This is a genomic window from Salinispora goodfellowii (genome assembly GCF_059570675.1).
The window spans coordinates 98,123-119,605 of record NZ_JCANTD010000016.1 but is presented as its reverse complement, the minus strand read 5'-3'; the positions used below and the strand labels follow the sequence as shown (position 1 = coordinate 119,605).

1 protein-coding gene and 1 pseudogene are annotated in these 21,483 nt (G+C 76.7%); both read left to right on the top strand.

All coding sequences use genetic code 11. The features are described 5' to 3' along the window. Positions 1 to 12,983, top strand: a 12,983-nt coding sequence (locus T398_RS16280; RefSeq protein WP_496447903.1) for an SDR family NAD(P)-dependent oxidoreductase, incomplete at its 5' end; no start/stop codon positions are given. A gap of 17 nt (positions 12,984 to 13,000) precedes the next feature. Beyond that, positions 13,001 to 21,454 (top strand): annotated as a pseudogene (locus T398_RS16275) (type I polyketide synthase); the annotation flags it as partial. Positions 21,455 to 21,483: the final 29 nt, after the last annotated feature.

Below are 21,483 nucleotides of genomic sequence, written 5' to 3'. Positions count from 1 at the left end.
GGGCGGCGGCGGTGTCGGGTGTGGTGGTCGAGGGTGGTCTGGCGTTCCTGTTCACCGGTCAGGGTGCGCAGCGTGCCGGGATGGGTTTGCCGTTGGCGGACCGGTTCCCGGTGTTCGCGGCGGCGTTCGACGCCATTTGCGCGCGTTTCGATCAGCTCCTGGACGTGCCGTTGCGTGAGGCGATCGAGTCCGAGGCGATTCACCGGACGGTCTACACGCAGGCGGGCCTGTTCGCGGTCGAGGTGGCGTTGTTCCGGCTGTGCGAGTCGTGGGGCATCATCCCGGACTACCTGTTGGGTCACTCGATCGGTGAGGTCGCCGCCGCGCATGTGGCGGGTGTGCTGTCGCTGGATGACGCGGTGACGTTGGTGGCGGCGCGCGGCCGGTTGATGCAGGCGTTGCCGGCGGGTGGGGCGATGCTGGCGGTGCAGGCGTCCGAGGCCGAGGTGCGGTCGATGCTGGCCGGCGGGGTGGACGTCGCCGCGGTCAACGGCCCCACCTCGATCGTCATCTCCGGCCCGGGGCACGAGATCGACGAGCTGGCCCCGCGCTTCGCCAAGGCGACCCGGCTCACCGTGTCGCACGCGTTCCACTCCGCGCTGATGGAGCCGATGCTGGCCGAGTTCGCGGCGGCGATCGGGCACATCGCGTTCGCGCCGCCGCGCATTCCGGTGGTGTCGAACCTGACCGGGGAGCCGGTCGAGGAATACACCGGCGACTACTGGGTGCGGCATGTGCGGGAGGCGGTGCGCTTCGCCGACGGCGTACGGTGGCTGCGGTCGCAGGGCGTGACCCGGGCGGTCGAGGTCGGGCCGGCGGGTGTGCTCTCCGCGATGGCACGCCTGACCGCGCCGGAACTCAGGTATGCGCCCGCGCTGCGCAAGGACCGGGACGAGGCCGACAGCCTGCTGCACGCGGTCGCCCAGCTGTGGACCGTGGGCGTGCCGGTCGACTGGACCGCGATCCTGCCCGCCGCACCCCGCGTCGACCTGCCCACCTACGCGTTCCAGCGGGACCGCTACTGGCTGACCCCGATCGAGCTGCCGGCGGCGACGACCGCGGACCCGGTCGAGTCGGCGTTCTGGCAGGCGGTCGAGGGCGAGAGCCTCCACGACCTGCTGCACACCGACGTGCCGGCGTCGCTGAGCGCCGCGCTCGCCGGATGGCGCCGCGACCGGGTCGCGGCCGGCGCGGTCGCGTCCTGGCGCTACGACGTCACCTGGCAGCCGGTGGCCGACCCGGTCGGGCCCGCGTCGGGCACCTGGGTCGTGCTGACCCCGCACAACGGCGTCGCCGACCCGCTGGTGTCCGCACTGAGCGACGCCGGCCTGGACATCATCGAACTCCCGGTCATGCCCGAGGACCTGGACCGCGCGGTCCTGGCTGAGGAGCTGGCCGCCATCGGCGCGGGCCTGGCAAGCCTGGCCGGCGTCCTCTCCCTGCTGTCGCTGGCCGAGCCCGCCGACTCGGTGGTGCCGCACGGCTTCCTGACCGTGGTGCAGGCCCTCGGCGACAGCGGCGTCGCCGCCCGGCTGTGGTGCGTCACGCAGGGCGCGGTCTCGGTCGGTCGCTCCGACCCGCTGCACGACGTGGCCGCCGCACTGGTGTGGGGCGCGGGCCGGGTCGCCGCGCTGGAGTCGCCGGAGCTGTGGGGCGGCCTGATCGACGTCCCGGCCGGCCTCGGCGAGCGCGAGGGCGGCCGGTTGGCCGGCGTCCTCGGTGGCGGTGAGGACCAGGTCGCGGTACGCGCCTCGGGCGTGTTCGTCCGCCGGCTGCGGTCCGCGCCGACGCCGGCCCGACCGCCGGCCCCGCGTACGTGGGACGGCACGGTGCTGGTCACCGGCGGCACCGGCGCGCTCGGTGCGCAGGTGGCGCGGTGGCTGGTGGGGCGGGGCGTGCCGCGGCTGGTGCTGACGTCGCGGCGGGGGATGGATGCCCCGGGCGTGGCCGAGTTGGTGGCGGAGCTTTCCCCGGCGCGGGTGGACGTGGTGGCGTGTGACGTCGCGGACCGGGCGCAGGTGGCAAAGCTGTTGGCCGGGATCCCGGACCTGCGGGGCGTGGTGCACGCCGCCGGGGTCGCCGGACTGGGCCTGCTCTCGCAGACCACCGCTGACGAGTTCGCGGAGATCGTCCGGGGCAAGGTCGCCGGCGCGGTACACCTGGACGCGCTCACCGCCGAGCTGGACCTGTTCGTGGTCTTCTCGTCGATCTCCGGCGTCTGGGGCAGCGGTGGCCAGCCCGCGTACTCGGCCGGCAACGCGTTCCTCGACGCGTTGGTGCAGACCCGCCGGGCGGCGGGCAAGGCCGGCACGGCCGTGGCCTGGGGGCCCTGGGCCGAGGCCGGCATGCTGGTCGCCGAGGAGGGCGCCGAGGACTACCTGCGTCGTCGCGGGCTGCGGCCGATGCCGCCGGCGCTGGCGATCCGGGCGTTGGCCGAGGCGGTCGACGGCGACGCCGGTTGCGTGACCGTCGCCGACGTCGACTGGGCGCGCTTCGGGCCGGCGTTCACCGCCTCCCGACCCAGCCCACTGCTGCACCACCTGCTCCCCGTCGACGAGGCCCCGCCCGCGCCGGCACCCGACACCAACCGGTGGGCCGGCGAACTGGCCGCGCTCGGCCCGGCGGAACGCTCCCGTGCCGTGCTCGGGCAGGTCCGCCGCACGGTCGCGGAGGTGCTCGGGTACGCCGACGTGGACCGGGTGCCGGCGGGTCGGGCGTTCAAGGACCTCGGCATCGACTCGCTGACCGCGGTCGAGCTGCGCGACCGGTTGCAGACGCTGACCGGGCTGGCGCTGCCGGCCAGCCTCGCCTTCGACCACCCCACCGCCACCGCGGTCACCGACCTTCTCCAGTCCCACGTCGGCGGCACCGACACGGCCGCGTCGGTGCCCACCGCCACCGCCGTCACCACCGACCCGATCGTCATCGTGAGCATGGCCTGCCGGTACCCCGGCGGGGTGACCGGCCCCGAGGACCTGTGGCGGCTGGTCGCCGACGGCGCGGACGCCGTCGGGCCGTTCCCCACCGACCGGGGATGGGACCTGGACGCGCTGTTCGACCCCGACGGCAGCCGGGCCGGCAGCTCGTACGTGCGGGAGGGCGGCTTCCTGCGCGACGCGTCGGCGTTCGACGCCGACATGTTCGGCATCTCACCGCGCGAGGCGCTGGCGATGGACCCGCAGCAGCGGCTGCTGCTGGAGACCACCTGGGAGGCGCTGGAGCGGGCGGGCGTCGACCCCACGTCACTCAGCGGCACGCCCACCGGGGTGTTCGTCGGCACCAACGGGCAGGACTACACGACGCTGTCCGCGTCCGCGGCCGAGTCCGAGGGCTACGTCGCGACCGGCACCATCGCCAGCGTCATGTCCGGGCGGCTGTCCTACGCGTTCGGCCTCGAAGGCCCGGCCGTCACCGTCGACACGGCCTGCTCGTCGTCGCTCGTCGCGCTGCACCTGGCCGGGCAGGCGCTCCGGCAGGGCGAGTGCGACCTGGCGCTGGTCGGCGGCGTGACCGTGATGACCACCCCGTACACGTTCGTGGAGTTCAGCCGCCAGCAGGGCCTGTCGTTCGACGGCCGGTGCAAGTCCTTCGGCGCCGGCGCGGACGGCACCGGCTGGTCCGAGGGCGTGGGCATGCTGGTGGTCGAACGGCTCAGCGACGCCCGACGCAACGGTCACCGGGTCCTCGCCGTGGTGCGCGGCAGCGCGGTCAATCAGGACGGCGCCAGCAACGGGCTCACCGCGCCCAACGGCGGCGCGCAGCAGCGGGTCATCCGGCAGGCCCTCGCCAACTCCGGTCTCACCACCGGCGACGTCGACGTGGTGGAGGCGCACGGCACCGGCACCAAGCTCGGCGACCCGATCGAGGCCCAGGCGCTACTGGCCACCTACGGGCAGGGCCGGAGCGCGGAGCGACCGTTGTGGCTCGGCTCGATCAAGTCCAATCTCGGCCACAGCCAGGCCGCCGCCGGCGTCGCCGGGATCATCAAGCTGATCATGGCGATGCGGCACGACGTGATGCCGCCCACCCTGCACGCCGAGGAGCGCACCCCGCACGTCGACTGGCGTGCCGGCGCGGTCGAGCTGCTGACCGAGGCCCGGCCCTGGAAGCCGAACGGCCACCCCCGCCGCGGCGCGGTGTCGTCGTTCGGGATCAGCGGCACCAACGCACACGTGATCATCGAGGAGCCGGCCGCGGTCACCGACCCGCAGCTCGGTGTCCCGCCGGTCCAGGGCCGCCAACCGTGGCTGATCTCGGCCCGCTCGGCGCCGGCGCTGGCCGGTCAGGTGCATCGGCTGCGCGACTTCGTGGCCGCCGAGCCGGAGCTGGACCCGGCGGCGGTGGCCTGGTCCCTGGCGACCGGGCGGGCCGCGCTGGAGCACCGCGCGGTCGTGCTGGCCGGCACCCGCGAGGACTTCCTGGCCGGGTTGCCGGCGCCGACGGTGTCGGGCGTGGCGTCCGAGGGCGGCCTCGCGGTGCTGTTCACCGGTCAGGGCGCGCAGCGCGTCGGGATGGGCACCGGCCTGTACGCCCGGTTCCCGGTGTTCGCGGAGGCGTTCGACGCCGTCCGCGCGCGTTTCGACCAGCTCCTCGACGTGCCGTTGCGCGAGGCGATCGATTCCGACGCGATCCACCGGACGGTCTACACGCAGGCGGGTCTGTTCGCGGTCGAGGTCGCCCTGTTCCGGCTGATCGAGTCGTGGGGCATCACCCCGGACTACCTGCTGGGTCACTCCATCGGGGAGATCGCCGCCGCGCACGTGGCGGGCGTGCTGTCGCTCGACGACGCGGTGACGCTCGTGGCCGCGCGGGGCCGGTTGATGCAGGCGCTGCCGGCCGGTGGGGCGATGCTCGCGGTGCAGGGGACCGAGGAGTCGGTGCGGGAAACCATCGCCGGCACCGGTGTGGACATCGCCGCCGTGAACGGTCCGACGTCGATCGTCGTCTCCGGCCCGGTCGAGACGATCGACGCGCTGGCGCCACGGTTCGCCAAGGCGACCCGGCTCACCGTGTCCCACGCGTTCCACTCGGCGCTGATGGAGCCGATGCTGGCCGACTTCGCGGCCGCCATCGCGCACGTCGAGTTCGGAACGCCGCGCATCCCGGTGGTGTCGAACCTGACCGGTGAGCCGGTGCCGGAATACACCGCCGACTACTGGGTGCGGCACGTGCGGGAGGCGGTGCGCTTCCACGACGGGATGACCTGGCTCGCCGCCAACGACGTCACCCGCTGCCTGGAGGTCGGACCGGCCGGTGTGCTGTCCGCGACGGCCGCGCCCGAGCTGACCTACGTCCCGGCGCTGCGCAAGGACCGCGACGAGGCCGACAACCTCCTGCACGCTGTCGCGACGCTGTGGACCGCCGGCGTGCCTGTCGACTGGACCGCGATCCTGCCCGCCCGGGCCCGACTGGAACTGCCCACGTACGCCTTCCAGAGCCGCCGCTTCTGGCCCGAGGCCGCACCCGGCGCCGCCGTCGCGGTGCCCGGCCTGAGCACCACCGACCACCCGCTGGTCGGGCTCGCGGTGCCGGTGGCCGGCGCCGACGAGGTGCTGCTGACCGGCCGCCTCGCCGCGTCCGCCCAGCCGTGGCTGGCCGACCACACCGTGTGGGGTCGCGTGGTCGTCCCCGGCACCGCCTTCGTCGAGCTGGCCCTGCGGGCCGCGCGGCAGGTCGGCGGCGGCCGGATCGACGAGCTGACCGTCGAGGCGCCGCTGGTCCTGCCGGCCGGTGGCGCCGAGGTGCAGGTGCGGGTGACCGCGCCGGACGGGTACGGCGTACGCGACGTGCGCATCCACGCCCGCCCCGCGCACGACGCCGACGGCCCGTGGACGTTGCACGCCTCCGGGGCGCTCACCGACGCCGGCGCGGACCAGACGTCCACCCTGGCGCAGTGGCCCCCGGCCGGCGCGCGACCGGTCGACCTGGACGGCTTCTACGACCGCCTCGCCACCGACGCCGGGCTCGACTACGGCCCGGTGTTCCGGGGCCTACGGTCGGCGTGGCGTACCGCCGACACGGTCTACGCCGAGGTGGCGGTGCCGGCCGAGGCGCACCCCGACGCCGCCCGGTTCGACCTGCACCCCGCCCTGCTCGACGCCGCCCTGCACGGCTGCGCCCTGCTGTTCCCGGCCGACGGCACCGCGCGCCTGCCGTTCGCCTGGTCCGGCGTCACCCTGCACGCCACCGCCGCCACCCGGCTGCGCGTCGCACTGAGCCTGGCCGGGCCGGACGCGGTGACCCTGCGGGTCGCCGACGGCACCGGCGAGCCGGTGGCCACCGTGGACCGGCTGATGCTGCGCGGCGCGTCGGCGGAACACCTGTCCACCGGCGCCACCGGCGCCGTACGCGACGCCCTGTTCCACGTCGAGTGGACGCCGCTGCCCGCCCCCGCCGGCGAAGCCGTCGAGGGTGTGGTGGTGCTGCCGGTCCAGGACGTCGACCAGGCCCTGCACGCCGTGCAGAGCTGGCTCGCCGCCGACGACCCGGCCGGCACGCTGGCCGTCGTCACCCGGGGCGCGGTCCCGGCCGGCGGACCGGTCGCCGACCTGCCGGGCGCCGCGGTGTGGGGCCTGCTGCGATCGGCGCAGACCGAGAACCCCGACCGGATCGTGCTCGTCGACGTGGACCACGACGATCCCGCCACGCCGGCCGTCGTCACGGCGGTCGGCCTCGGCGAGCCCGAGGTGGCGGTACGCGGCGGCGAGTTCCTCGTCCCGCGCCTGGTGCGCGCCACCCCGGGGACCGCCACGCCGGCCCCGATCGACGGGACGGTGCTCATCACCGGCGGCACCGGTGGCCTGGGCGCGCTGCTGGCCGCGCACCTGGTCGAGACCCACGGGGTGCGCGATCTGGTGCTGGTCAGCCGTTCCGGCGGCCCGGCCCCGGAGTTGGACGCCCGGGTGCGGGTCGTCGCGGCGGACGTCACCGACCGCGACGCGCTCGCGGCGGTGCTCGACGGCATCGACGACCTCGCCGGTGTCGTGCACTGCGCGGGTGTCCTGGACGACGGGGTGTTCACCGGCCTGACCGCCGAGCGGGTGGCCGGGGTGATGGCGCCCAAGGCCGACGCGGTGGTGCACCTGCACGAGCTGACGCGGGGCCGGGACCTGGCGATGTTCACCGTGTTCTCGTCGGTGTCGGCGGTGTTCGGGTCGGCGGGCCAGGCGGCGTACGCGGCGGCGAACGCGTTCCTGGACGGCTTCGTGTCGTACCGTCGCGGGCTCGGGCTGGTCGGTCAGTCGCTGGGCTGGGGGTTGTGGGCAAACGCCGCCGGCATGGGCGGTGAGCTGGCCGCGCGACTGGGCGGCGGCATGTCCGACGAGCTGGGCCTGGCGTTGTTCGACGCGGCCCGGCGGCTGCCGGACGGGCACGTGGTCCCGGCGCGGCTCGACCTCGACGCGGTGCGGGCCTCGGGCCAGGTGCCGCCGCTGCTGCGCAGGCTGGTCACCACGCCGGTCCGGCGAGCCGACGACGGCGGCGCCACGGGCACCGGCCTGGCCGGGCGACTGGCCGGCCTCGCCGACGCCGACCGGGACCGGCTGCTGACCGATGTGGTGTGCACCGCCGCCGCTGGGGTGCTCGGCCACGAGTCCGGCGACGCGGTGGCCCCCGCCCGGGCGTTCAAGGACCTCGGCTTCGACTCGCTCACCTCGGTCGAGCTGCGCAACCGGCTGACCGCGGCGACCGGGCTGCGACTGCCCGCCACGCTGGTGTTCGACTACCCCACCCCGGACGCGCTCGCCGGCTACCTGCGCACCGAACTGCTCGGCGCGCCGGCCGTCGCCGCGCCGCGCCGCGCCCGCGCCGCCACCGACGACGACCCGATCGCCATCGTCGGCATGAGCTGCCGGTTCCCCGGCGGGGCCAACAGCCCCGAGGAGCTCTGGCAGCTGCTCCGCGACGGCGCCGACGCGATCGGCCCGTTCCCCACCGACCGCGGCTGGCCGGCCGACCCGGCCGGGTACGCGCGGCAGGGCGGCTTCCTCGACGCGGCCACCGACTTCGACGCCCGGCTGTTCGGCGTCTCCCCGCGCGAGGCGGTCGCGATGGACCCGCAGCAGCGGGTGCTGCTCGAAGCGTGCTGGGAGGTGTTCGAACGCTCCGGCATGGACCCCGGGTCGCTGCGCGGCGCACCGGTGGGCGTCTTCATCGGCGCCTCCACGTTCGGCTACGGCATGACCGGCGGGATGCCCGCCGGCAGCGAGGGCCACCTGCTCACCGGCACCGCCCCCAGCATCATCTCCGGCCGGGTGGCGTACACGTTCGGGCTGGAAGGGCCGGCGCTGACCGTGGACACGGCCTGCTCGTCGTCGTCGGTCACGCTGCACCTGGCCGCGCAGGCGCTGCGTCGCGGCGAGTGCACGATGGCGATCGCCGGCGGCGTCACGGTGATGGCGAGCGCGGGCATCTTCCCGAGCTTCGACAGTCAGGGTGGTCTGGCCGGTGACGGGCGGTGCAAGCCGTTCTCGGCCGACGCCGACGGCACCGGCTGGTCGGAGGGTGTCGGGGTGCTGCTGGTCGAGAAGCTCTCCGACGCGCAGCGGCACGGCCATCAGGTGCTGGCGGTGGTGCGGGGCAGCGCGGTGAACTCCGACGGGGCCAGCAACGGGTTGACCGCCCCCAACGGGCCGTCTCAGCAGCGGGTCATCGGGCAGGCGCTGGCGAACGCCCGGCTGACCCCGGCCGACGTGGACGTGGTCGAGGCGCACGGCACCGGCACCGTCCTCGGCGACCCGATCGAGGCGCAGGCGCTGCTCGCCGCGTACGGCGGTGACCGGGACGGGCAACCGCTGTGGCTCGGCTCGATCAAGTCGAACATCGGCCACACGCAGTGCGCCGCGGGCGTCGCCGGGATCATCAAGATGGTGCTGGCCATGCAGCACGGCGTCCTGCCCCGGACGCTGCACGCCGATCAGCCCTCACCGCACGTCGACTGGACCGGCAACGCGCTGCGCCTGCTGACCGAGCCGGTCACGTGGACCGCCGGCCCCGGACGCCCGCGCCGCGCGGCCGTGTCGTCCTTCGGCATCAGCGGCACCAACGCCCACGTGGTGCTGGAGGAGGCGCCCACCCGGGTGCCCGCCCCGCCGCCGGTCGAACCGGACCCGAGCGTGGTGCCGTGGGTGCTCTCGGCCCGCACCGCGGACGCGCTGCGGGCCCAGGCCGGCCGGCTGCACCAGCACCTGCTCACCCACCCCGACCTGCGGCCGGTCGACGTGGGGCACACCCTGGCGAGCGCCCGCGCGGTCCTCGAACACCGCGCCGTGGTGCCCGCCACCGCGCCGGACGCCCTGGCCCGCGTCGCCGCCGGTGACGACGCCGGCGCCCCGGCCGGCCCCGGCCGGACCGCCGTCCTGTTCACCGGGCAGGGCGCCCAGTGGCCCGGCATGGGCGCCGGCCTGGCCAGCCGGTTCCCGGTCTTCGCCGAGGCGTTCGACGAGATCGTGGCCCGCTTTGACGGGCTTCGCGACGCGCTCGACTCCGACGCGATCCACCAGACCGTGCACACCCAGGCCGGGCTGTTCGCGGTCGAGGTCGCGCTCTACCGGCTGTTCGAGTCGTGGGGCGTGACCCCCGACTACCTGCTCGGCCACTCGATCGGGGAGATCGCCGCCGCCCACGTCGCCGGCGTGCTCGACCTGGACGACGCGGTGACCCTGGTGGCCGCCCGCGGCCGGCTCATGCAGGCGCTCCCGGCCGGCGGCGCGATGCTCGCGGTCCGCGCGTCCGAGGCCGCCGTCCGGGCCGCGCTGCCGACCGCCGTGGACATCGCCGCGGTCAACGGACCGAACGCGGTGGTCCTCTCCGGGCCGAGCGAGGCGATCGACGCGCTGGAGCCGCGGTTCCCCCGCGCGACCCGGCTGACCGTGTCGCACGCGTTCCACTCCTCGCTGATGGAGCCGATGCTCGCCGAGTTCGCCGCCACGATCGCGCACCTCACCTACCGGGCGCCGCGGATCCCGGTCGTGTCCAACCTGACCGGCGAGCCGGTCGAGGAGTACACCGCCGGCTACTGGGTGCGGCACGTCCGGGAGGCGGTCCGGTTCGCCGACGGCGTCGCCTGGCTCGCCGCGCACGGCGTGGTGCGGTGCCTGGAGGTCGGCCCGCACGGCGTGCTCACCACGATGGCCCCGCAGACCGCCCCCGACCTGCTCTACGCGCCCGGGATGCGGCGCAACCGCGACGAGGCCGCGACCGCGCTGGACGCCGTCGGCCGGCTGTTCGTCTCCGGGGCCGCCGTCGACTGGGCCGCGGTGCTCGACGGCCGGGGCGGGCGCACCGTGCCGCTGCCGACGTACCCGTTCCAGCGCGAGCGGTACTGGCCGGCGGCCACCGGGGCCGGCGACGTCACCGCCGCCGGTCTGACCGGCGGCGGCCACCGGATGCTCGCCGCCTGCGTGCGGCTCGCCGGCGGCGACGGCGACGTCTACACCGGCCGGCTGTCCGTCGACACCCACCCGTGGCTCGCCGACCATGTCGTGCTCGGCCGGATCGTCGTGCCGGGCACCGCGTTCGTCGAGCTGGCGGTGCACGCCGGCCGCGGCGCGGTCCGCGAGCTGACGCTCGCGTCGCCGCTCGTGGTGCCGGCCGGCGGCGCGGTGGACCTCCAGGTCCGGGCCGCCGAGCCGGACTCCGCGGGGGAGCGGCGCGTCGTCATCGCGGCGAAGGCCGACGGCGCGACCGACTGGACCACGCACGCGACGGGTGTCGTCAGCCCCGGCGCGGGCGCGGCGCCGGCGTTCGACCTCACCGCCTGGCCGCCGGCCGGCGCCCAGGCGGTCGACGTCGGCGGACTGTACGCCGCGGCCGGTGCCAACGGACTCGACTACGGCCCCGTCTTCCAGGGCCTGCGGCGGGCCTGGCGGTCCGGCGCCGACGTCTACGCCGAGGTCGAGACGACCGACCCGGAAGCCGGCCGCTACGCGATCTTCCCGCCGCTGCTCGACGCCGCGCTGCACGGCATCGGGCTCGGCAGCTTCGTCGCCGACACCGACCGGCCGTGGCTGCCGTTCACCTTCTCCGGCGTCACCGTGCACGCGATCGGGGCCACCGCCGCCCGGGTCCGGCTCTCCCCGGCCGGCACCGACACCGTCGCGGTGCGGGTGGCCGACGACGCCGGTCAGCCGGTCGCGACCATCGACGCGCTGGCCCTGCGCCCGGCCGCCCTCCCGGCCGACACGGACGGGCCGGCGAACGCGTTCTTCACGGTGGACTGGATCCCCGCCCCGGCGAGCCCGGACGACCCCGCGCCGACCGCCGTCGTGGTGGGCGACGCGGCGACCGCCGAGCGGCTCGGCCTGCCCGTGGTCGACGAGCCGGCCGCGGTGGCGGACCTCGTGCTGGTGCCGGCGACGTCGGTCACCGACGTCCTCGGCCTGGCCCAGCGCTGGCTGGCCGACGAGCCGGCCCGGCCGTCGCGGCTGGTGCTGCTCACCCGGCTGGCGGTGCCGGCCGGCGGCCCGGTGACCGATGCGGACGCCGCGGCGGTCTGGGGTCTGGTCCGCAGCGCCCAGACCGAGCACCCCGACCGGATCGTGCTCGTCGACACCGACGACGACCCCGCCTCCTGGGCCGCCGTCGTCGCGGCGGCGGCCGGCGGCGAGCCGCAGCTCGCGGTACGCGCCGGCACGGTCGCCGTGCCCCGGCTGGTGCGGGCGCCGGCGCCGGCGCCGAGCGAGCCGGAGCCGTTCCCGGGCACCGTCCTGATCACCGGCGGCACCGGGGCGCTGGGCGCGCTGGTCGCCGCGCACGTGGTGCGGACTTACGGCGTACGCGATCTCGTGCTGGTCGGCCGGCGGGGCGCGGACGCGCCCGGCGCCGGCGACCTGGCGGCCACGCTGGAAGCGCTCGGCGCCCGGGTGACGCTCGCCGCCGCCGACGCCGGCGACCGGGACGACCTGCGCCGCGTCATCGCCGCGGTGCCGGCCGCGTCGCCGCTCACCGGCGTGATCCACTGCGCGGGCGTGCTCGACGACGGCGTCCTGGGCGGCCTCACCGCCGAGCGGGTCGAGCGGGTGCTGCGGCCCAAGGCGGACGCCGCCCGGAACCTGCACGAGCTGACCGCGCACCTCGACCTGCGCTGGTTCCTGCTGTTCTCCTCCGTCGCGGCCACGTTCGGCGCGCCCGGGCAGGCCAACTACGCGGCGGCCAACGGCTACCTCGACGGCCTCGCGTCGCACCGGCGCGGGCTGGGCCTGCCGGCCCAGTCGATGGCGTGGGGTCTCTGGGCGGTCTCCGCCGGGATGACCGGGCAGCTCGACGACCGCGACGTCGCCCGCATCGGCGGCGGCATGACGGCCGCCGACGGGCTGGCCCTGTTCGACCGGGCGCTGGCCGCCGACCTGCCGCACGCCGTGCTGAACCCGCTGGACCCGCGCGCGCTGGCCGGGGCGGAGCTGCCCCCGCTGCTGCGCGCCCTGGTGCCGGCCGCGCCGCGCCGGGCCGGGGAGTCCGCACCGGACGGGCGCGAACTGGCCCGGCGGCTCGCCGGCCTCGACCCGGTCGGGCGGGCGGAGGCGATGCTCGACCTCGTCCGCGCACAGGCCGCCGCCGCGCTCGGCTATCCCGACGCCGCCGCGGTCGAGCCGGAACGCGGCCTCACCGACCAGGGCCTCGACTCGCTCACCGCGGTCGAGCTGCGCAACCGGCTGGCCGCCGCCACCGCGCTGCGGCTGCCCTCCACGCTGGTCTTCGACCATCCCACAGCGGTGCGGCTGGCCGCGGAACTCGACCGGCGGCTGGCGGCGACCGGCCCCGCCGACCCGGGCCTGCTCGACGACCTGGACCGGGTCGCCGGCGGTCTCGCCGTCGACGGGCTGGACGAGACGGTGCGCCGGCGGGCGGTGGCCCGGCTGCTGGCCCTGGCGGCCAGGTTCGGCGGCCCGGACGGCGGCGGGGAACCGGTGGCCGGCGACGGCCTCGACGCGGCCACCGACGACGAGATTTTCGCCTTCATCGACAACGAGCTCGGCGCTTCCTGAGACTGCGGAGGACTGCGATGACAAACGAAGAGAAGCTCCGCGAGTACCTCAAGCGCGTCACCGCCGACCTGGCCCAGGTCCGGCAGCGGCTGCGCGCGGTCGAGGAGGCGGACGCCGAGCCGATCGCCATCATCGGGATGAGCTGCCGCTACCCGGGCGAGGCCGACACCCCGGAGGCGTTCTGGGATTTGATCCGCGACGGCGTCGACGCGATGTCCGGCTTCCCGTCCGACCGGGGCTGGGAACTCGGGGCGCTGCCGGCCGGGCTCGAACCTGTCGGTGGCTTCCTGCCCGGCGCCGCCGGGTTCGACGCCGGCTTCTTCGGCATCTCACCGCGCGAGGCCCTGGCCATGGACCCCCAGCAGCGACTGCTGCTGGAGGTCACCTGGGAGGCGATCGAGCGGGCCGGCATCGACCCGGCCACGCTGCGCGGCAGCCGCACCGGCGTCTTCGCCGGGCTGATGTACCAGGACTACGCGAAGCGCATCCTCGACATCCCCGACGGTGTCGAGACGTTCCTCGGCACCGGCAACACCGGCAGCGTCTTCTCCGGACGGGTCGCGTTCACCCTGGGCCTGGAGGGGCCGGCGCTGACGATCGACACCGCGTGCTCCTCGTCGCTCGTCGCGCTGCACCTCGCGGCCCGGTCGCTGCGCTCGCGGGAGACCGGCCTGGCGATCGCCGGCGGCGTCACCGTCATGGTCAACCCGGACACCTTCCTCGACTTCGCCCGGCAGGGCGGCCTGGCCGGCGACGGCCGGTGCAAGTCGTTCGCCGACGGCGCCGACGGCACCGGCTGGTCCGAGGGCGCCGGCGTGCTGCTGCTGGAGCGGCTGAGCGACGCCCGCCGCCACGGCCACCCGGTGCTGGCCGTGATCCGCGGCACCGCGGTGAATCAGGACGGGGCGTCCAGCGGGCTCACCACCCCCAACGGCCCCTCCCAGCAGCGGGTGATCGAGGACGCGCTGCGCGACGCCGGGATCGAAGCCGCCGACGTGGACGCCGTCGAGGCGCACGGCACCGGCACCCGGCTCGGCGACCCGATCGAGGCCCAGGCGCTGCTGTCGACGTACGGCCAGGGTCGGGCGCCCGACGCCGACCCGCTGTGGCTGGGCACGGTGAAGTCCAACGTCGGCCACACCCAGGCCGCCGCCGGCGTGGCCGGTGTGATCAAGATGGTGCTGGCGCTGCGGGCCGGGACGCTGCCGCGCACCCTGCACGCCGCCGAGCCCACCCGGGAGGTCGACTGGTCCGCCGGCCGGGTCCGCCTGCTCACCGAGGCGCGGGACTGGCCGGCGGGGGACCGGGTGCGGCGCGCCGGCGTCTCCTCGTTCGGGATCAGCGGCACCAACGCGCACGTCATCGTCGAGGAGGCGCCGGCACAGGAGGCACCGCCCGCCCCGCCCGTCGAGGCCCCGGTCGTCGTACCGTGGCTGGTGTCGGCCCGGTCGGCCCCGGCGCTGCGGGCCCAGGCCGCCGCGCTCGCCGACCTCGCCGGCACGGTCACCGACCCGGTCGCGGTGGCGTACGCGCTGGCCGGCAGCCGGACCGCGTTCGAGTACCGTGCCGTGGTGTTCGGCCGCGAGCCGGGCGACTTCGCGCGGGCGTTCGCCGCGCTGGCCGCCGGGACGCAGGACGGACCGATCGTCGGCGCCGACGGCGCACCGGCGGAGGCGGTCGCGCTGGCCACCCGCTGGGCCGCCGGGGAGCGGGTCGCCGTGCTCGCCGGCGAGCGACCCGGGCAACCGCATCCGCTGCCCACGTACGCGTTCCAGCGGGAGCGCTACTGGCTGTCCGCGCCGGCGGCCCGGGCGCTGTCCGGCACCACCGACGACGCCTTCTGGGAGTCGGTGACCCGCCGCGACCGCGACGGCCTGGCCCGGTCGCTGCGCCTGGATTCGGCGGCCGAGCAGGCGTCGCTGGCCGCGCTGCTGCCCGCGCTCGCCTCCTGGCACGAACGCCGCCGCACTGCCGCGACCCTCGACTCCTGGCGCTACCGGGTCACCTGGCGTCCGCTTCCCGAGCCGCCCGCCGGCCGCCTCGACGGCACCTGGCTGGTCGTCGGCGACGGCGACGACGTGCTCGACGCGCTGCACGCGGCGGGGGCCCGGACCGTGCGCTGCCCGGCGGCGACCGACGCCGAGACGCTCACCGACGACCTCTTCGACGCGATCCTGGAAGCGGACGACATCGCCGGCGTGGTGGCCCTGACCGACCGGCCCGCCGGCCCGGCCGGCCCGTCCGCCGGCGCGTCGGCGGCCCTCGCGCTGATCAAGGCGCTGGGCGCGGTCGGGGTGGACGCGCCACTGTGGTGCGTGACCCGCGGGGCGGTGTCCACCGGCCGGTCGGATTCGCTGCGCGAGCCGGACCAGGCCCAGGTCTGGGGGCTCGGCCGGGCCGCCGCGCTGGAGTTCCCGCGGCGCTGGGGCGGCCTGGTCGACCTGCCCGCGGCGATGACCGCCCGCGACGGCCGCCGCTTCGCCGCGCTGCTGGCCGCGGCGGGCGCGAGCGCGGCGGCCGACGCCGGCCCGGTCGAGGACCAGGTGGCCGTGCGGGCCTCCGGCGTGTTCGGCCGGCGGCTGGTGCGCGCCGCCGCCACCGACGTCGCCGAGTCCTGGCGTCCCACCGGAACGGTGCTGGTCACCGGCGGCACCGGGGCGATCGGCGGCCACGTCGCGCGCTGGCTGGCCGACCGCGGCACCCCGCACGTCCTCCTGCTCAGCCGCGGCGGCCCGGACGCGCCCGGCGCCCGGGACCTCGCCGCCGAACTGTCGTCGGACACCACCACGGTCACCGTCGCCGCGTGCGACGTCGCCGACCGGGCCGCGCTCGCCGCCGTGCTCGCCGCGGTGCCCGCCGACCGTCCCCTCACCGCCGTGGTGCACGCCGCCGGGGCCGCCGACTCCGCGCCCCTCGCCGAGGTGGACCCGGCCGGGTTCGCCGCCACCGTCCGGGCCAAGGTCGCCGGCGCGGCCCACCTGCACGCGCTCACCGCGGACCAGCCGCTGGAGCGCTTCATCCTGATCTCCTCGGTCGCCGGGGTGTGGGGCGGCGGCGGGCAGGGCGCGTACAGCGCCGGAAACGCCTACCTCGACGCGCTCGCCGAGCACCGCCGCGGCGACGGGCTGGCCGCCACCGCGATCGCCTGGGGCGCCTGGGCCAGCGCCGGGATGGCGGCCGGGGACGACTCCGCCGCGTACCTGATCCGTCGGGGCCTGGTGCCGATGGAGCCGGCGCCGGCCGTCGCGGCGCTCGCGGCCGCGGTCGACGCGGGCGCCGCCGACCTGGTCGTGGCCGACGTCGACTGGCCGCGCTTCGCGCCGGGCTTCCAGTCCGCCCGGCGCAGCGCGCTGCTCGCCGACCTGCCCGAGGCCGCCGTGGCCGCCGGACCGGAGGCCGCCCCGGCCGGGTCGACGCTGCTCGCCGACCTCGCCGCCGCCGAACCCGGCGAGCGCGCGCGGCTCGTCCTGGCGACCGTGCTGACCGAGGCGGCCGAGGTGCTCGGCCACTCCGGCGCGGACGCCGTCGAGGTGGAACGCGCCTTCGACGACCTCGGCTTCGACTCGGTCACCGCGGTCGAGCTGAGCGGCCGGCTGAACGCCCGCACCGGAATCCGGCTGCCGGCCACCCTGATCTTCGACTACCCGACGCCGGCCGCGCTCGCGGCCCACATCGAGGGGCAGCTCACCGCCGTACCGGCCGAGGAGCCCGAGCCGGCGGTGCCGCAGGCGCGGCCGGAGACCGACGACGACCCGGTCGCGATCGTCGCCGTCGGGTGCCGCTACCCGGGCGGGGTCCGGTCGCCGGAGGAGTTCTGGCGGCTGCTGGAATCCGGCGGCGATGCCATCGGCGAGTTCCCGGCCGACCGGGGGTGGGACCCGGACGCCGATCCGGTCGACTACCCGCGCGCCGGCGGCTTCCTCTACGACGCGGGCGACTTCGACGCCGCGTTCTTCGACATCAGCCCCCGTGAGGCGCTGGCCATGGACCCGCAGCAGCGGGTGCTGCTGGAAACCGTCTGGGAGACCGTCGAGCGGGCCGGGATCGACCCGCACCGCCTGCGCGGCAGCGACACCGGCGTGTTCGTCGGCACCAACACCCAGGACTACGGCGTGGTGCTCACCAACACCGACACCGGCGCCGGCGGCCACCTGATCACCGGCGTCAGCGCCGCCGTCATCTCCGGCCGGCTGGCCTACACGTTCGGGTTGCAGGGTCCGGCCCTGTCGGTCGACACCGCGTGCTCCTCGTCACTTGTCGCGCTCCACCTCGCGGCCGCCGCGGTGCGCCGCGGCGAGTGCACGATGGCCATCGCCGGCGGCGTCACCGTGATGGCCACCCCCGGGCCGTTCTCCGAGTTCGGCCGGCTCGGCGGGCTCGCCTCCGACGGCCGGTGCCGGCCGTTCGCCGCCGCCGCCGACGGCACCGGCTGGAGCGAGGGAGCCGGCGTGGTGCTGATCGAACGGCTCAGCGACGCGCGCCGCAACGGCCACCCCGTCCTCGGCCTGGTCCGCGGCGGGGCGCTCAACTCCGACGGGGCGAGCAACGGCTTCACCGCCCCCAACGGGCCGGCCCAGCAGCGCGTCATCCGGGCGGCCCTCGCCGACGCCGGCCTGCACCCCTCGGAGGTCGACCTGGTCGAGGCGCACGGCACCGCCACCACCCTCGGCGACCCGATCGAGGCGCAGGCGCTGCTCGCCACGTACGGGCAGGAGCGCCCCGCCGACCGGCCGCTCTGGCTCGGCTCGGTCAAGTCCAACATCGGCCACACCCAGGCCGCCGCCGGCGTCGCCGGCATCATCAAGATCCTGCTCGCGATGCGGCACGGGGTGCTGCCGCGCACCCTGCACGTCGACGCGCCCACCCCGCACGTCGACTGGGCCGCCGGAGCGGTCGAACTGGTCACCGAGGCCCGGCCCTGGCCGGAGACCGGCCGCCCCCGCCGGGCCGCCGTCTCGTCCTTCGGCGCGAGCGGCACCAACGCCCACCTCGTCATCGAGCAGGCCCCGGCCGACGCGCCGGCCGAACCGGGTCCCGCCGCCGACGTCGGACCGGTCCCGTGGGTGCTCTCCGGGCGCTCCGCCGAGGCGGTCCGGGCCCAGGCCCGGCGGCTGCGCGCCTACCTGGCGGACCGCCCGGACCGGCCGGTGGCCGACGTCGCCGCCGCCCTGACCCGGCGGGCCCGCTTCGAGCACCGTGCCGTCGTCGTCGGCCACGACCCGGCCGGGTTCACCGCCGGCCTGACCGCGCTGGCCACCGGCGACCCGGCCCCCGGCGTCGTCCACGGCGTCGCCCGCGGCCCGGCCGAGGCCGTCTTCGTCTTCCCCGGGCAGGGCTCGCAGTGGGCCGGCATGGCCCGCGAGCTGTACCAGCAGCACTCCGTCTTCGCCGCCCGCTTCGACGCCTGCGCGCACGCCCTCACCCCGCACCTCGACTGGTCCCCCCACGACGTGCTGCTCGGCGTCGCGGGCGCCCCGGCGTTGGACCGCGACGACGTCGTCCAGCCGATGCTGTTCGCCGTGATGGTGGCGCTGGCCGAGGTCTGGCGCGCGCACGGCGTACGCCCGTCCGCCGTGGTCGGACACAGCCAGGGCGAGATCGCGGCGGCCTGCGTGGCCGGCGCGCTCAGCCTGACCGACGCCGCCACGGTGGTCGCGCTGCGCTCCCGCGAACTGCGGCTGATCGCCGGCCGCGGCGGCCTGGTGTCGGTCGCGCTGCCGCCGGCCGAGGCCGCCGCCTGGATCGCGCCGTGGGACGGCCGGCTGGAGGTCGCCGTCGTCAACGGCCCCACCGCCGTCGTGGTCGGCGGGGACGAGGAGGCCCTGACCGAGCTGCTCGCGGCGGGGGAGACCGCCGGTGTGCGGGTCAAGCGGGTGCCGGTCGTCTACGCGTCGCACACCGCGCACGTCGAGCACCTGCGGGAGCCGCTGCTGCGGTCACTGGCCGACGTCACCGGCCGCCCGTCGACGGTGCCGCTCTACTCGTCGGTCACCGGCGAGCGCCTGGACACCACCGCGATGGACGGCACGTACTGGTTCCGCAACCTGCGCGAGACGGTCCGCTTCGACCGGGCGGTCCTCGCCATGCCGGACGGCGCCGTGTTCCTGGAGGTCAGCCCGCACCCGGTGCTCGCCGTACCGCTCGCCGAGCTGCTCACCGACGCCGGCCGCCGGGCCGACGTGGTCGGCACGCTGCGACGCGACGACGGCGGCCCACGGCGACTGCTGACCAGCCTGGCCGAGGCGTACGTGCGGGGTGTGCCGGTGGACTGGCCCAGCGTGCTGCCCCCCGCCCGGCCGGTCACCGACCTGCCCACGTACGCGTTCCAGCGCCGACGGTTCTGGCCGCTGCCGTCGGCCGCGCCGGCCCCGGCGCCCGGCGCGGCCACCGGCTTCGAGGCGTCCTTCTGGGACGCGGTCGCCCGGTCCGACGCTGAGTCGCTGGCCGGCACGCTGGCCGTGGACCGGCCCGACGCCGTCCGTGAACTGCTGCCCGCCCTGTCCGCCTGGCACCGCCGCGGCCTGCTGGCCAGCCGGCTCGACGGCCTGCGGTACGTCGCCGCCTGGAAGGCCGACCCCGACCGGGCACCCGCGCCGCTGACCGGACGATGGGTCGTCGTGGTCCCGCCCGGGCACGCCGCCGACCCGGACGTCCTGGCCACCGTCGCCGCCCTCACCGGGGCGGGCGCCGACACCACGGTGGTGACCGGCGACGCCGCCGGGGAAGAACAGCTTGACGGCGCAGCCGGCGTGCTGTCCTTCCTCGGCCTCGACGAGACCCCGCACCGGGACCACCCAGTCGTCACCACCGGGCTCGCCGCCACCGTCGCGCTGCTGCGCGCCGTGACGCACGGCCGGCTGTGGTGTGTGACGCGCGGCGCGGTGGCCGTCGGCGCGGAGCCGGTGGAACACCCGGAGCAGGCCGCGATCTGGGGTCTCGGCCGGGTCGCGGCGCTGGAGGAACCGGCCCGCTGGGGCGGCCTGGTCGACCTGCCGCCCACCCCGGACGGCCGCGCCGCGGACCGGCTCGTCGCCGCGCTGGCCGGCGCCGACGGCGAGGACCAGATCGCGCTGCGGACCGCCGGGGTGTTCCTGCGCCGGATCGAACGCGCGCCGGTCGGGTCGAAGCCCGCCCGGGCGTGGACGCCGCGCGGCACCGTGCTGGTGACCGGCGGCACCGGCGCGCTCGGCGAGCGGGTCGCCCGCTGGCTGGCCGGCCGGGGCGCCGAGCACCTGGTGCTGGTGAGCCGCGGTGGCCGCGCCCAGCCGGGGCTAACCGACGACCTGGCCGCGAACGGCAGTCGGGTGACGGTCGCGGCCTGCGACCTCACCGACCGCGACCAGGTGCGTGACCTGCTCGACGACCTGGCCGCGGCCGGCGACCCGGTCCGTACGGTGTTCCACGTCGCCGGCGTCAACACGCTGATCGACGTGGCCGACACCGCAGTGGGCGAGTTGGCCGCCACCGCGTCCGGCAAGGTGGCCGGCGCCCGGCACCTCGACGAACTGCTCGACCCGGAGCTGCTCGACACCGTCGTCTACTTCTCCTCGATCGCGGCGACCTGGGGCGGCGGCCGGCACGGCGCGTACGCCGCGGCCAACGCGTACCTCGACGCGCTGGCCCGGCGTCGCCGGGCCCCGGGCGCCCGGGTGCTCTCGGTCGCCTGGGGGCCGTGGCGCGGCGGGGGCATGGTGCACCCGGACGCCGAGAGCGGGATGCGCCGCATCGGCCTGCCGTTGCTCGACCCGGACGACGCGGTCGCCGCCCTCCAGCAGGCGCTGGAGCACGACGACGCCACCGTCACCGTGGCCGACGTGGACTGGGCGCGGTTCGCGCGGGCGTTCACCGCGCCCCGGCCGAGCCCGCTGATCGGCGACCTTCCGGACCTCGCCGCCGGGCGGGACGCCGCCCCGGTGGAGGCCGCCGGCAGCCCGGATCAGGACGCCGCCCGCCGCGAGCTGGCGGCACTCGCCCCGGCCGACCGGGAACGGGCGCTGCTCGACCTCGTCCGGTCGCACGCCGCGGCGGTGCTCGGGCACGTCTCCAGCGGCGCGATCGAACCCGGCCGCGCGTTCCGCGAACTCGGGTTGGACTCCCTCACCTCGGTCGAGCTGCGGGACCGGCTCGGCGCGGCCACCGGCCTGACCCTGCCGGCGACGCTGGTGTTCGACCACCCGACCCCGGCGGTGCTGGCCGCCTGGCTCGCCGCCGAACTCGGCCCGGCGGGTGCGGCGGACGCCCTGCCGTCGGAGGCCGAGCTGGACCGGCTCGACACCGCGCTGGCCGACCTGCCGGCCGACGACATCGGCCGGATGCGCATCATGCTCCGGCTCGAAGCCCTGCTCGACCGGCACGCCCGCGGCGCCGCCCCGGCCGGGGCGGTCATCGCCCCCGACCTCATCGACAAGCTCGGTTCGGCCTCCAGCGAAGAACTCTTCGCCCTCGTGGACCAGGACCTCGGCCTCGCCTGACCCTCCCGGAAGGATCGATGTTCGCATGG